Consider the following 13,371-nt stretch of genomic DNA (forward strand, 5'->3'; position numbering starts at 1 on the left):
GTCACCGGTCGACGGACGGTTGGTCCCGCTGGTAGGACCGGGGAATGAGCTACGTCCCCGACCCGGCGACCGTCTCCCGGCAGCGCGACCAGGAGCTCGCGGGGCGGACCCGCTTCATCGCCACCGGCGCGCAGACCCGGGGCGACTTCGGGCTCTTCGAGGTCACGCTGCCACCGGGCGGCGGGGGCCCGGGTCCGCACGTGCACCGCACGTTCAGCGAGTCCTTCCACGTGCTGGAGGGCCGGCTCGCCGTCCTGGACGGCGACACCTGGACCACCGCCGGCCCCGGCGACCTGGTCTACGTCCCCCGCTCCGGCGTGCACGGCTTCCACGCCGCCGACGCCGACGCCGGCTGCCGGTTCCTGCTGCTGTTCACCCCGGGCGCCCCGCGGGAGGACTACTTCCGCGGCATGGTCGAGCTGCGCGCCGGCGGCCACGTGCCCACCGCCGAGGAGCTCGACGAGCTCGCCGCCCGGTACGACCAGCTCAACCTCCGGGACTGACCTGCAGGTCGTCCCGGTCCTGCTCTCCCTGGTCCTGCTCGTCCCGGTCCTCCCAGGTGCAGACGCAGATCTCGTTGCCCTCGGCGTCGGCCAGCACCCAGAACGAGCGCGCGTCGGCGTCGGAGAGCAGCCGGCCACCGGCCGCCAGCGCTGCGGCCACCCGGGCGTCGGCCTCGTCGTGCGGCACGGTGACGTCCAGGTGGATGCGGTTGCGCTGGTCGCGGGGGGCGTCCATCTGCTGGAACCAGACCGTCGGCAGGACACCCGCCGGGTCCACCAGCGCCTCGTCGTCCCCGGGCTGCGGCACCAGGCCCAGGACGGCGGCCCAGAACGGCAGCACCGCGGGGATGTCCAGGGCGTCGACGGCGATCTCCAGTGCCTGCACCGGGTGCGCGCCGCCGGGACGCACCGGTCGGTCCAGCACCTCGGTGACCCGGTGCGCCAGCTCGACGTCCCGCGCCGTGACGACGCCCCCGGAACGGGTCTGCAGACCCAGCTCGACCCGGCCGGGGCGCAGGTCCACCCGCAGGTGGCCGTCGGCGTCGGCACCGAGCACGTCGGTGACGGCGGCCGCCAGACGGGCCCCCTGGGCGAGGGAGTCGACGGGCACCGAGGTGCACAGCTCGGCCAGCAGCAGCCGCCAGCCGATCGCCTCGACGGCCCGGGAGGCCTCGGTGCGGGTGAGCGGCACGTCGGGGGTGGTCACGGTCAGTTCGCCATGTCCACGAAGCGCGAGTAGTGACCCTGGAAGGCGACGGTGACGTTCGCGGTGGGGCCGTTGCGGTGCTTGACCAGCATGATGTCGGCCTCGCCGGCCCGCGGGGACTCCTTCTCGTACATGTCCTCGCGGTGGATCATCATCACCATGTCGGCGTCCTGCTCGATGGAGCCGGACTCACGGAGGTCGGACAGCATCGGCTTCTTGTCCTGGCGCTGCTCGGAGCCACGGTTGAGCTGGCTCATCGCGATCACCGGGACCTCGAGCTCCTTGGCCAGCAGCTTGAGGGCACGGGAGAACTCCGAGACCTCCTGCTGGCGGGACTCCACCCGCTTGCCCGACGTCATCAGCTGCAGGTAGTCGATCACCACGAGCTTGAGGTCGTTGCGCTGCTTGAGCCGCCGGGCCTTGGCCCGGATCTCCATCATCGTCATGTTGGGGGAGTCGTCGATGTAGAGCGGGGCGTCGGCGACCTCGCCCATCCGGCGGGCCAGCTTCGACCAGTCCTCGTCGCTGAGCGAGCCGGCGCGCATGTGGTGCAGCGGCACCTTCGCCTCGGCCGACAGCAGACGCATGGTGATCTCGTGCTTGCTCATCTCCAGGCTGAAGATGCAGGCGGCCTGGTGGTGCTTGACCGAGGCGTTGCGGGCGATGTCCAGCCCCAGGGTGGACTTGCCGACGCCGGGTCGGGCCGCGATGACGATCATCTGACCGGCCTGCAGGCCGTTGGTCAGCTCGTCGAGGTCGCGGATGCCGGTGGGCACACCGCGGGCGGTGCCACCGCGGCTGGCGATGGCGTCCAGCTCGTCCATGGTGGGCTGCAGGACGTCCTCGAGGCGCGAGTAGTCCTCGCTCATCCGCTTCTCGGTGACGTCGTAGATCTCCTGCTGCGCCCGGTCGACGATGTCGTCGACGTCGCCCTTGCCGCCGGCCGCGCCGTAGCCCAGCTGGACCACCCGGGTGCCGGCCTCGACCAGGCGGCGCAGCACGGCCTGCTCGGCCACGATCGCGGCGTAGTAGCCGGCGTTCGCCGCCGTGGGCGTGGACTGGATGAGCGTGTGCAGGTAGACCGCCCCGCCCATCTTGGACAGCTGGTCGGTGCGGTTGAGCTCGGCGGAGACGGTGATCGCGTCGGCGGGCTCACCGCGGCCGTAGAGGTCCAGGACGCAGTCGAAGACGATCTGGTGGGCCGGGCGGTAGAAGTCCGCCCCGTGCAGGACCTCCACGACGTCGGCGATGGCGTCCTTGCTCAGCAGCATGCCGCCGAGCACCGACTGCTCGGCAGCGACGTCCTGAGGGGGCTGGCGGTCGTACTGCGGTGCCGCGGCCACCGGCCTGCTGATGTCGTCGACCACTGCCACTGTCGTGAGCCCCCATCTGTTGCGCGCCACTGCCGGGACGGGGCACCTCGGGGTGCCCCGTCCGTCGTCGTCCTTCGTATCGCGGGGCACCGACAGAACCGGTGCTGACCACCCCGCGCGGTGGATCCAGCGGTGACGCTAGGCAGCCGGGGGGCCGCCGTCCACGAGCGCTGTGCACAGGCCTCTGCACAACCTGGGGACAGAGCCGTGGACGGACGGTGCCTCCGTGTGGAGGGGACGGGGACGGCTGCCCGTCATCGGCCGTCCGGGCCCCGGCCACCTGCCGGTCTCCTGCGCGGAGCCTGTGGACGGGAGAAACTTCTGCTCCGCCGCGGGGCCCGGGCGCGTCGCGGCGCCCGCCCTCGTCCCGGTGTCCAACGTCGACGTGCTGTCCGCCGTGGTCCGGCGTCACCGGCCGGGCGGGGACCCCGACCCGGAAACGCCACGAGGGGCGCCGGACCGGAGTCCGACGCCCCTCGTGGGCGGTGCTGGGTGCTGCTGTCAGGCTGCGACGACCTCGATGGCCAGCGCGGCGCTGACCTCGGGGTGGACGCGCACCGTGACGGTGTGCGAGCCGGTGCTCTTGATCGAGCTGGGCAGCTCGACCCGGCGGCGGTCCAGCGAGGGACCACCGGCGGCGGTCACCGCGGCGACGACGTCGGCCGTGGTGATCGAGCCGAACAGACGACCGCCGTTGCCGGCCTTGGCCGGGACGGAGACCGACAGCGAGGAGAGCTGGCCGGCGATCTGCTTGGCCTCCTCGAGGGTGGCGACGTCGCGGGCGGCCCGCGCACGGCGCAGGCCCTCGACCTGCTTCTGGGCACCGCGGGTGGCCATGATGGCCAGGCCGCGGGGCAGGAGGTAGTTGCGGGCGTACCCGCCCTTCACCTCGACGGTGTCCCCGGCAGAGCCGAGGCCGGTGACCTCCTGGGTCAGGATCAGCTTCGATGCGCTCATGGTCAGCGCGCCGTGGAGGTGTAGGGCAGCAGGGCCATCTCGCGGCTGTTCTTCACGGCCACGGCGACGTCACGCTGGTGCTGGCTGCAGTTGCCGCTGACGCGGCGGGCGCGGATCTTGCCCCGGTCGGAGATGAACTTCCGGAGCAGGGTGGTGTCCTTGTAGTCGACACCGGTCGCCTTGTCCTTGCAGAACTGGCAGACCTTCTTCTTGGGCTTGCGGATGGGTGGCTTGGGCACAGGGTTCTCCTGGATTGCTTGTGGAGTACGAGATCAGAAGGGCGGTTCGTCCGAGGACGACGCCGGGGTCGACCAGGGGTCGCTGGAAGCGCTGCTGCCGCCACCGCCGCCGCCGCCGGAGGAGCCGAAGCCCCCACCGCCGCCGCCGCCGGAGCCGCCACCGAACCCGCCGCCGTCACTGCCGCGGTTGGCCTTGGTGACCTTCGCGGTGGCGTAACGGAGCGAGGGGCCGATCTCGTCGACCTCGAGCTCGATGACGGTGCGCTTCTCGCCCTCCTTCGTGTCGAAGGAGCGCTGCTTGAGGCGACCGCTGACGATGACCCGGGAGCCACGGGTGAGCGACTCGGCGACGTTCTCCGCCGCCTGGCGCCACACGTTGCACCGCAGGAAGAGCGCCTCGCCGTCCTTCCACTCCGACGTCTGACGGTCGAAGGTCCGCGGCGTGGAGGCCACGGTGAAGTTCGCGACGGCTGCGCCGGACGGCGTGAAACGCAACTCCGGGTCGGCGGTCAGGTTGCCGATGACGGTGATGACGGTCTCGCCGGCCATGGTCAGTGAGCCTCGGGCCGCATCAGCTTGGTGCGCAGGATGGACTCGTTGAGGTTCAGCTGACGGTCCAGCTCGGCCACCGCAGCGGGCTCGGCCTGGATGTCGACGATGGCGTAGATGCCCTCGACGTTCTTCTTGATCTCGTAGGCGAGACGTCGACGACCCCAGATGTCGGTCTTGACGGTGCCACCGGAGTTGGTGACGACCGACAGGAACCGGTCCAGGCTGGGAGCGATGGTGCGCTCCTCGAGCTCGGGGTCGAGGATGATCATCAGTTCGTAGTGACGCACGGAGAACCCCACCTCCTCTGGTCTCAGCGGCTGCAGAGGATCTGCAGCAGGAGGGCTGTACACGCGTCGCGCGCCCTGAGGACCGCACCTGACGGTCGACCGGACGCGCTCGTTCCACAGTACCAGCCGGTCAGACGCACGCCCGGCCCCCGTCCACAGGGGACGAGGGCCGGTCGCGGCGGTGGGACTAGGCAGCGGCGGCGCGGTCCGCGGTGCGCTGGGACAGGTGGGTCCGCACCAGGGCGGCGCTGACCCCGGCCAGGGCGACGACGGCGGCCAGGGCCGGCACCGACAGCGCCGGGTCGGGACCGGCGGCCGCGGTGTCCGAGGCGGTGGCGACGTCGTCCCCGGCGCCCTCGCCCAGACCGGACCCGCCCAGGCCGGCGAGCTCGCCGAAGACCGGGACCGAGGCGCCGTCGTAGCTGCCCGCGTTGCCGCCGCCGCCGCTGGCCGCGGAGGGCTGGGTCCGCGGGCTGAAGCGGGTCGGGTCGAACGCGGCGGCCGCCGAGGTGTCCACCGGGGCCATCTGACCGGCGGACGTGGTGGTGCCGTAGGAGTAGGCCGTGCCCTCCAGCGGGGTGCCCGTCTCGGCCGGCGCCGAGGCGGTCGGGGTCTCGGCGACCGGGGCGGTCGGGGTGACCGGGACCGGCGCCTGGGGCACCGGCAGGGAGGGGACGACGGCCGGGGGGACGGTCACCGGCGGCAGGGTCGGCAGGTTCACCGAGGGCAGGTTCGGCAGCGGCACCAGCGTGTTCACCACGAACGGGGTGGGCACCGGCAGCGCCGGCAGCTGCCCCAGCGTGGCGTCGATCAGACCCTGGGTGAGCGCCGGCCCGCTGCTCACCACGCGGTAGGCGTAGGTGATCGAGCAGACGGCGCAGCTCTGGCCGAAGGACTCCGAGACGCTCGCCCCAGCGGGCAGGGGCTTGGTCCCTGACGGCAGCCGGAGGGTCACGTCGGTCGAGACGGTGACGTCCACCAGGGAGGGGAGCAGCCCGCCGCCCACCCGCAGCGGCTTGTCGGCGATCTGGTTGCTGAAGGTGACCGTGCCGCCGGCGTCCACGGACACGATCGGCGGCGTCAGGTCCCGGATGGCGACCGTGGCGGTCGGCGCCGCGCTCGCGGTCGGGGCGGCGAGCACCGACCCGGCCACGGCCAGCAGCCAGCCCAGGGTGGCCACGGCGATGCCGCGTCGTGCCGTCCGGCGGAGTCGCCCGCTGTCCACCGCGCTGTCCATCTGTGCCTCCACGTCGAGGTGTCCACGCTCACCTGTACCCACGAGTGACGGGTACCACGGTGGAGAACGATGATGTGACCCAGGCGATACGGGCGCCACTCGAGAGACCCACCCGTCCGGTGCCGGCCGGGACCGTCGGTGGTGCGTGGCAGGGTCGGGGCATGTCGAACCAGCCCGTCGGGGTGCACGTCGGATCCGGTCTGACCGAGGCCAACGAGGTCGCCGACGGCGGGGTGCTGGCCAGGGCCGCCGAGGTCGACGCCGCCGCGGTGCAGGTGTTCCTGGCCGACCCGCAGGACTGGAAGGCCCCGGAGCCGCGGCCCGACGTCGAGGAGCTGCGCGCCAGCGACGTCGTCGTCTTCGTGCACGCCCCCTACGTGCTCAACCCGGCCTCGACGAACAACCGGATCCGGATCCCCAGCCGCAAGCTGCTCGGCCAGCACGCCGCGGCCTCGGCGGCCATCGGCGCCGCCGGGATGGTGGTGCACGGCGGGCACGTCACCGGCCGGGACGACCCCGCCGCCGGGTTCGACAACTGGCGCAAGACCTTCGCCCGACAGGCCGACGACGGCGGCTTCCCGCTCCCGGTGCTGATCGAGAACACCGCCGGCGGGGACAAGGCGATGGCCCGCGAGCTGGACGCGCTGGCCCGGCTGTGGGAGGCCGTCGGCGAGTTCGGGGCCGGGTTCGTGCTGGACACCTGCCACGCCTGGGCGGCCGGCTGGGACCTGGCGACCGTGGTCGAGGACGTCCGGGCGGTCACCGGCCGGATCGACCTGGTGCACCTGAACAACAGCCGGGACGCCGCCGGCTCGGCCCGGGACCGGCACGCGCCGCTGTCGGCCGGGGAGATCCCCACCGAGCTGCTGCTGGAGGTGGCCCGCACCGCCGGCTGCCCGGTGGTGCTGGAGACGCCGGGCGACCCGGCCTCGCACGCCGAGGAGATCGCCCTGCTGCGTCAGACGCTGGGCTGAGGCGCAGGAGCCCGCTCGGCCACCGGTCGACCGACCCTCTCCAGCCGCCACCCGCGCAGCCGGAACCGGTCCGGAGCGCCGTCCAGCACGCCACCGCCGGGGTCGTCGGTGCCCGGCCAGCTGCGCCGGACCCGGTCCCGTGCGGGGTGCCACACGTCCCGGACGACCAGCCCGACCAGCACCAGGACGGCGACGTCGCGCACCCCCACCGCCAGGAAGAACCACTCGACGTCGATGCCCCGGTTGTCCGTGCCGAGGTACCAGAGCAGCCGGGGCACCCACAGCAGCGCCTCGGTGGCCTGCCAGGCCAGCAGCGACCGCCAGCCGGGCCGGGCCAGCACGGCCAGGGGGAGCAGCCACAGGGAGTACTGCGGGCTCCACACCTTGTTCACCAGCAGGAAGCCCGCGACCAGCAGGAACGCGAGCTGGGCGACCCGGGGGCGCACCGGTGCGGCCAGCGCGAGCCAGCCCACCGCCGCCGCCATCGCCACCAGCCCGACGGCCACGACGGCGTTGAGCACCTCGGGGCTCTGCCCGGCGGCCAGCGGGCCGTCCAGGAACCGGCCACCGGAGGCGGTGATCGCGAGGTTCCACAGCGTGTCCGGGTCGGCGGGCCGGCTGTCGTTGAGGGCGAAGAAGCGCTGCCAGTTCTCCGGCGCCAGCAGCGCCACGGGCAGGTTCGTGGCCAGCCACGCCCCGGCGGCGGCCACCGTGGTGGTCAGCCAGGGCCGCAGCGTGCCGGTCCGCAGGCACAGCACCAGCAGCGCGCCCAGCAGCAGGACCGGGTACAGCTTGGCCGCCACGCCCAGCCCGATCAGCACCCCGGCCAGGGCCGGGTGCTCCCTGGCCCACGCCCACAGGCCCAGCATCGCCAACGCCACGGCGAACAGGTCCCAGTTGGTGAAGGCGTGCACGAGCAGCAGCGGGGAGAGCCCGACCATCGCGGCGTCCCACGGCCGGCGACCGGCCAGGCCGACGACCGAGCGGGTCACCAGCAGCGCGCACACCGACAGCAGGAGGCAGGTGACGACGTAGTAGCTCTGCACCGGCACGACCGCGGGCAGCAGCCCGACCGTGCGGGCCAGGGAGTCGTAGCCGCGGGCGAGCACCGAGGCCACCCACTCGAAGCCCCCGGTCAGCACGGGGTACTCCACCGGGGAGTCCAGGTAGGGCACCTGCGCTCGGTCCAGCCCGTGCAGGCTGAACAGCGGGATCGTGTCGGAGTAGCAGAAGTGCGTGTACTGCTTGGAGCCCGTCCAGTCCCCGTCCGAGCAGGGGCTCTGCTTCGCCCAGGCGAAGGCCAGGCCGATCACGGTGAACAGCAGCGACACCCGCAGCGGGGTCCAGAACAGCGCCCGCCCGGTGACCGCGTGCCGTCCCCACGGCCCGCCGAACGCCTCGCTGGCCTGGGCGACGACGCGGTCGGTCCAGCTGGGCACCACCCGGTCCGGCCAGGGCGGGGCGGCGATCCGAGGCGGCTCGCTGACCGCGGCCGCGACCGGCCGCCCGGGGTCCCCCGGGGACGGCGCGGGCCCGTCGTCCGGCTGGTCGGCCGGGGACGGGCCCGTGTCGTCCGTGGTCACCGGGTCAGTGTGCCTAAGCCGTCGGCTGTCCCGGCACCACCGGCGGGACGACCGGCGGGTTGGGGTTGGGGTTGGGGTTCGGGGCGGGCGCCGGGGAGGGGCTGGGGCTCGGCGGCGTCGTCACGGGAGGAGTGGTCGGCGGCGCGGGCGCCGGCTCCACCTCCGAGGACGGGGCCGGGGCCGGGGCCTGCGTCGAGGGTCGCGGGGCCTGGGTGGTCGGCTCCGGGGCCTGGGTGGTCTCCACCGGTACCGGGACGCTGTCCCCGGTGTCGCCGTCGATGACCGGCTCGTCGGGCAGCGGCTCCTCCGGGGTGCCGGCGAGGACGGCGTCCATGTACTGCTGCCAGATGGCCCCCGGCAGGCCGGAGCCGAAGACGATCGCCCCACTGGCGTTCACGATCGGGTCGCTCGGGCTGTCGTTGCCCATCCAGACCGCGGTCGAGATCGACGGGGTGAACCCGACCATCCAGGCGTCGGAGTTGTCCTCGCCCTGGCCCTGGGTGCCGGTCTTGCTGGCCACCGGCCGCCCGCCGTCCAGCGAACGGCGGGAGTACTCGGCGACGCCCTCCATGGAGAACGTGGTGTCGGCGGCGACGTCGGCTGGCATCGCCTGGGTGCCGGCGTCCACGGTGGACTCGGGCGCGACGAGCACGCCGCCCTCGGAGTCGGTGACCGAGCTGACGATGTGCGTGGCGTGGTGCACGCCGCCGTTGGCGATGGTCGCGAAACCGGCCGCCTGGTCGATCGGGCGCATCTCGTACTCGCCGATGCCGATCGCCGAGCCGGTGTCGCCGTCGGCGTTGGCCAGCGTCTTCAGCGGGCCGCCCTCGGCGTTGCCCAGCACCGTGCCGACCGGCCACGTCTCGGGCATGCCGGTGGCCGCCAGCGCCGTCGTCCGCACCGCGTCGGGGCCCACCTCGTAGGCCAGGCCGTAGAACGTGGTGTTCAGCGACCGGGTCATCGCCTGGACCAGGGTGCAGGACCCGCAGGAGGCACCGCCGGAGTTGCGGACCGGGGCCTCCCGGTCCGGGAAGGTCTGCGGGGAGCTGCCGTCCCGGCGGGAGTTCACGCCGATGCCCTGCTCCAGCGCGGCGGCCATCACGTAGGGCTTCATCGACGAGCCGGGCTGCCGCTGCACCTGGACGTAGTCCGTCGCCGTGGAGGTCACCGGGCTGAAGTAGGTCAGCACGGCACCGGTCCGCGGGTCCACCGAGACCACGGCCTCGCGCAGCCCCTCGGGCTCGCCCTCCATCACGTCGGCGACGGCGGCACCGGCGGCGTCCTGGTAGCCCTTGTTCACGGTGCTGACCACGCGCAGACCGCCGGCGAAGACGTCCTGGTCGTCCAGGCCGTACTTGCTCTGCAGCTCGGCGACGACCTGCCGGGCGACGAAGCCCTCGGGACCGTCGGGGTAGCTGAGGTTCGCCGTGGAGGCGGCCAGCACCTCGGGGTAGACCGATGCGCTGCGGTCGCCCGGGGTCAGCCAGTCCTGCTCGACCATGCCGTCGAGCACCAGGCCCCACCGGTCCTGGGCACCCTCGGGGTTGGCGGCCGGGTCGTAGGCGCTGGGGCTGCGGATCAGGACGGCGAGCACCGCGCCCTGCTGGGCGGTCAGCGCGGAGGCGTCGACGCCGAAGTAGGTCTGCGCCGCGGCCTGGATGCCGTAGGCCCCGCGACCGAAGTAGATGGTGTTCAGGTAGCCCTCGAGGATCTCGTCCTTGGAGTAGCTGTTGTCCAGCTTCACCGCGAGGAAGAGCTCCTGGAACTTGCGGCTGAACGTCTGGTCGGCCGTCAACAGGGTGTTCTTCACGTACTGCTGGGTGATCGTGGACCCGCCCTGGGTGGAGCCGCCGGTCAGGTTGTTCCAGGCCGCCCGGGCGATGCCGGTGACCGAGATGCCCGGGTCGTCGTAGAAGTTCCGGTTCTCCGCGGCGAGCACGGCTTCCCGGGCGGGCTCGGAGACCTGGTCCAGCGGCACGCTGATCCGGTTCTCCTCACCGAGCCGGGCCATCTCGGTGGTGCCGTCGGAGTAGTAGATGATCGACAGCTGCTTCTGGGCGACGTCGTCCAGGGAGGGCACGGTCGTGTTGGCGTAGACGACGCCGACGAAGACGCCGAGCAGCACGAACGAGGCCACCACCAGGCCGGCGAGGACCTTGTAGACCCGGCGCCGCTTCTGCTTGGCGGTCCGCTTGCGTCCCTTGCCCCGGGGGGCGGGCTTGCGGGCCGACACCTGGGCGCCGCCGGTGCTGCGCGCGGCCGTCGTGCGGCCGCGGTCGGCGCGGGCCGGGCGCCGGGGGTCGGGCCGGGAACCGCCGCCACCGGACCGGGCTTCCCGGGCGGGCGGTGGGCGGCGGCGCGAGCCGGCGGGCGGCCCGACGGGGGAGGTCTCGTCGTGGGGAGGCACGGCGGTGGCCCCTCTCTCGGGTCGGTGGGCGGACGCGGGTGGGCGTCACGCCAGGATGGCGGGTGGAGCTGTGCACGACCTGGGCGGTCGGGGCGGGCGGCTCGGTGTCGAGCTAGTCGGTGGCCGCCCGGCGCCGGGTCTTGCGCGGCGCACGGCCGGGCTCGGGCACTGCCCCCAGGACGTAGGACGAGGCCAGGTGGTTCCACCCGCAGCCCTGGCACACCTCGACGCTGTAGACGGCGAACTCGTCCTGCATCGCGTGCATCCGGGCCAGTTCGACCTGGGTCTTGGCCTGTCCGGCGACCGGGCCGAGGGCGTCGCCGTAGACGTAGTTCACCATCGTCAGCCGCTGGTTGCGGCAGACCGGGCAGGGCTCCTCGGTGAGCTCCCCGTGGTGCTTCGCGGCCCGGGTCAGGTAGGGACTGGCGTCGCAGACCTCGAGCAGACCCGTGCGGCCGGCGTGCACGTCGGCGAGCAGGGACCGGCGGCGGAGCGAGTAGTCCACCACCGCGCGTCCCAGCACCGAGCGTCGTCCGGCCACGGGCCGATGTTACGCACGCCGGGGCCCGCCGTCCCCTCTCCGACGGTCGTCTCCGGCGAGACCCGTGGGGCTCGGCGTGACCGGACCGTGACCGCTCACAACCGGTGCCCCGACCCCGGGACGTCGTCCCGAGTTGTGCTGCGCGACACCTCCCGATGTATCGTGCCGATACATCGATCCGAGCGGGACCAGCAGGGACGAGGTGGGGGAGCTGCTCGAGTTCGCCATCCTCGGCCTGCTCATGCGGGCCCCGATGCACGGCTACGAGCTGCGCAAACAGCTCGCCGGCGTGCTCGGCGGACTGCGGAGCATCTCCTACGGCTCGCTGTACCCGGCACTGAAGCGGATGCTCGCCGCCGGTCTCGTCGACACCGTCGACGCCGACCCCAAGGCGCTGCTCCCCGCCGACGCGCCACCGCTCACCGGACGCCGCGGCAAGGTCGTCTACGCCCTCACCGCCGAGGGCGAGCAGCGCTTCCACACCCTCGTCAGCCAGACGGGACCGGAGGCCTACGACGACGAGGGTCGGTTCGGCGTCCACCTGGCGTTCTTCGGCTCCACGGCAGCCGACGTCCGGCTCCGGATCCTCGAGGGCCGCCGGCGGACCGTCGAGCAGCAGCGCGACGGGCTGCGGGCCGCCCTGGCCCGCACCCGGGCCCGGGTCGACCGCTACACCCTCGAGCTGCAGCGCCACGGCCTGGACGGCGTGGACCGCGAGGTCCGCTGGCTGTCCGAGCTGATCGACCGCGAGAGGAACGACAGCAACCGTGCCGACCCGGCAGCGCCGCCGGGCCCGGACAGCAGCACCAGCACCACCTGAACCACGTCGTCATCGAGGCCGCGCACACACCGTGCAGGCACAAGGAGGTCCCATGGGACAGGTCAAGGTCGCCATCGTCGGCGTCGGCAACTGCGCCGCGTCGCTCGTGCAGGGCGTCGAGTACTACCGGGACGCGGACGAGACCCAGTCCGTCCCCGGTCTGATGCACGTCCGCTTCGGCGAGTACCACGTCTCCGACGTCACCTTCGTCGCCGCGTTCGACGTCGACGCCAAGAAGGTCGGCCGGGACCTCTCCGAGGCCATCGTGGCCAGCGAGAACAACACCATCAAGATCGCCGACGTGCCGCCGCTCGGCGTCACCGTGCAGCGCGGCACCACCCTGGACGGCCTGGGCAAGTACTACCGGGAGATCGTCGAGGAGGCCGACGACGAGCCCGTCGACATGGTCGCGGCCCTCCGCGAGTCCGGCGCCGACGTCCTGGTCTGCTACCTGCCCGTCGGCTCCCAGCAGGCCGCCGAGTTCTACGCCCAGGCCGCCATCGACGCGGGCGTGGCCTTCGTCAACGCGCTGCCCGTCTTCATCGCCGGCACCCCGGCGTGGGCGCAGAAGTTCACCGACGCCGGCGTGCCGATCGTCGGCGACGACATCAAGAGCCAGGTCGGGGCCACCATCACCCACCGCGTGCTCGCCAAGCTCTTCGAGGACCGCGGCGTGCAGCTGGACCGCACCATGCAGCTCAACGTCGGCGGCAACATGGACTTCAAGAACATGCTCGAGCGCGAGCGCCTGGAGTCCAAGAAGATCTCCAAGACCCAGTCGGTGACCAGCCAGGTCGACCGCGACATGGGCAAGGGCAACGTGCACATCGGCCCGTCGGACCACGTGCCGTGGCTCTCGGACCGCAAGTGGGCCTACGTCCGGCTCGAGGGCCGCGCGTTCGGCGACGTCCCCCTGAACCTGGAGTACAAGCTCGAGGTCTGGGACTCCCCGAACTCGGCCGGCATCATCATCGACGCCGTCCGCGCTGCCAAGATCGCCCTGGACCGCGGCATCGGCGGCCCGATCCTGTCGGCGTCGTCCTACTTCATGAAGAGCCCCCCGGAGCAGTACAGCGACTCCGAGGCGCGCGACGCCGTCGAGGCCTTCATCCGTGGGGACGTCGAGCGCTGACGCAGCACCCGCACGACTGACCGCAGGGGCCCGGACACCACGTCCGGTCCCCTGCGGCGT

14 protein-coding genes are annotated in these 13,371 nt (G+C 72.8%); 4 read left to right on the forward strand and 10 right to left on the reverse strand.

Annotated elements, in window-relative coordinates; all coding sequences use genetic code 11:
* Positions 1-44: 44 nt before the first annotated feature.
* Positions 45-503 carry a cupin domain-containing protein gene (locus ASG41_RS14490; protein WP_056296072.1) on the forward strand — a complete coding sequence of 153 codons (459 nt, stop codon included), beginning with the start codon at positions 45-47 and terminating at the stop codon, positions 501-503.
* Here the strand turns inward: ASG41_RS14490 and ASG41_RS14495 are convergent.
* From ASG41_RS14495 to ASG41_RS14525, 7 genes are all read right to left on the reverse strand, one after another.
* Positions 487-1,209: a VOC family protein gene (locus ASG41_RS14495; RefSeq protein ID WP_082556941.1), complete on the reverse strand. Its 723-nt coding sequence runs from the start codon at positions 1,207-1,209 to the stop codon at positions 487-489. The genes ASG41_RS14490 and ASG41_RS14495 overlap by 17 nt on opposite strands.
* 2 nt (positions 1,210-1,211) lie before the next feature.
* Positions 1,212-2,582 (reverse strand): replicative DNA helicase, encoded by a 1,371-nt coding sequence (gene dnaB, locus ASG41_RS14500; RefSeq protein ID WP_056296075.1) that lies wholly within the window; start codon positions 2,580-2,582, stop codon positions 1,212-1,214.
* A gap of 501 nt (positions 2,583-3,083) precedes the next feature.
* Positions 3,084-3,539 (reverse strand): 50S ribosomal protein L9, encoded by a 456-nt coding sequence (rplI, locus tag ASG41_RS14505; RefSeq protein ID WP_056296077.1) that lies wholly within the window; start codon positions 3,537-3,539, stop codon positions 3,084-3,086.
* 2 nt (positions 3,540-3,541) lie between these two features.
* Positions 3,542-3,778, reverse strand: a complete 237-nt coding sequence (gene rpsR / locus ASG41_RS14510) for a 30S ribosomal protein S18 (RefSeq protein ID WP_056296079.1) — start codon at positions 3,776-3,778, stop codon at positions 3,542-3,544.
* Between the two features lie 33 nt (positions 3,779-3,811).
* The gene (locus tag ASG41_RS14515) at positions 3,812-4,327 is read right to left on the reverse strand and encodes a single-stranded DNA-binding protein (protein WP_056296082.1); all 516 of its coding nucleotides are present in this window, start codon (positions 4,325-4,327) and stop codon (positions 3,812-3,814) included.
* A 2-nt stretch (positions 4,328-4,329) separates the two neighbouring features.
* Positions 4,330-4,617: a 30S ribosomal protein S6 gene (rpsF, locus tag ASG41_RS14520; RefSeq protein ID WP_056296699.1), complete on the reverse strand. Its 288-nt coding sequence runs from the start codon at positions 4,615-4,617 to the stop codon at positions 4,330-4,332.
* Between the two features lie 187 nt (positions 4,618-4,804).
* On the reverse strand, positions 4,805-5,854 hold the full coding sequence (locus ASG41_RS14525) for a hypothetical protein (RefSeq protein WP_157519426.1): 1,050 nt from the start codon (positions 5,852-5,854) through the stop codon (positions 4,805-4,807).
* Between the two features lie 161 nt (positions 5,855-6,015).
* On the opposite strand from ASG41_RS14525, the gene ASG41_RS14530 reads away from it, so the two are divergent.
* On the forward strand, positions 6,016-6,828 hold the full coding sequence (locus tag ASG41_RS14530; protein WP_082556986.1) for a deoxyribonuclease IV: 813 nt from the start codon (positions 6,016-6,018) through the stop codon (positions 6,826-6,828).
* Here ASG41_RS14530 and ASG41_RS14535 read toward each other — a convergent pair.
* The 3 genes from ASG41_RS14535 to ASG41_RS14545 form a co-directional block, all read right to left on the reverse strand.
* Positions 6,813-8,411, reverse strand: coding sequence for a glycosyltransferase family 87 protein (locus ASG41_RS14535; RefSeq protein ID WP_235564808.1), 1,599 nt, complete (start codon positions 8,409-8,411; stop codon positions 6,813-6,815). The genes ASG41_RS14530 and ASG41_RS14535 overlap by 16 nt on opposite strands.
* 13 nt (positions 8,412-8,424) lie before the next feature.
* Entirely contained in the window at positions 8,425-10,818 is a 2,394-nt protein-coding gene (locus tag ASG41_RS14540) for a transglycosylase domain-containing protein (protein ID WP_056296088.1), read from the reverse strand.
* 112 nt (positions 10,819-10,930) lie between these two features.
* Positions 10,931-11,359: a DUF5318 family protein gene (locus ASG41_RS14545; RefSeq protein ID WP_235564809.1), complete on the reverse strand. Its 429-nt coding sequence runs from the start codon at positions 11,357-11,359 to the stop codon at positions 10,931-10,933.
* Between the two features lie 202 nt (positions 11,360-11,561).
* On the opposite strand from ASG41_RS14545, the gene ASG41_RS14550 reads away from it, so the two are divergent.
* Both ASG41_RS14550 and ASG41_RS14555 read left to right on the forward strand, forming a co-directional pair.
* Positions 11,562-12,179 carry a PadR family transcriptional regulator gene (locus ASG41_RS14550; protein WP_235564810.1) on the forward strand — a complete coding sequence of 206 codons (618 nt, stop codon included), beginning with the start codon at positions 11,562-11,564 and terminating at the stop codon, positions 12,177-12,179.
* A 52-nt stretch (positions 12,180-12,231) separates the two neighbouring features.
* Positions 12,232-13,311 (forward strand): inositol-3-phosphate synthase, encoded by a 1,080-nt coding sequence (locus ASG41_RS14555; protein WP_056296091.1) that lies wholly within the window; start codon positions 12,232-12,234, stop codon positions 13,309-13,311.
* Positions 13,312-13,371: the final 60 nt, after the last annotated feature.

The sequence above is a fragment of the Modestobacter sp. Leaf380 genome (genome assembly GCF_001424485.1).
Lineage (GTDB): Bacteria > Actinomycetota > Actinomycetes > Mycobacteriales > Geodermatophilaceae > Klenkia.

What these genes read in the sequence shown, in the direction of transcription:
- ASG41_RS14490 (WP_056296072.1), top strand. Translation starts at nt 45, where the DNA reads ATGAGCTACGTCCCCGACCCGGCGACCGTCTCCCGGCAGCGCGACCAG.
- rplI (WP_056296077.1), bottom strand. Translation starts at nt 3,539, where the DNA reads ATGAGCGCATCGAAGCTGATCCTGACCCAGGAGGTCACCGGCCTCGGC.
- ASG41_RS14515 (WP_056296082.1), bottom strand. Translation starts at nt 4,327, where the DNA reads ATGGCCGGCGAGACCGTCATCACCGTCATCGGCAACCTGACCGCCGAC.
- ASG41_RS14525 (WP_157519426.1), bottom strand. Translation starts at nt 5,854, where the DNA reads ATGGACAGCGCGGTGGACAGCGGGCGACTCCGCCGGACGGCACGACGC.
- ASG41_RS14555 (WP_056296091.1), top strand. Translation starts at nt 12,232, where the DNA reads ATGGGACAGGTCAAGGTCGCCATCGTCGGCGTCGGCAACTGCGCCGCG.
- ASG41_RS14530 (WP_082556986.1), top strand. Translation starts at nt 6,016, where the DNA reads ATGTCGAACCAGCCCGTCGGGGTGCACGTCGGATCCGGTCTGACCGAG.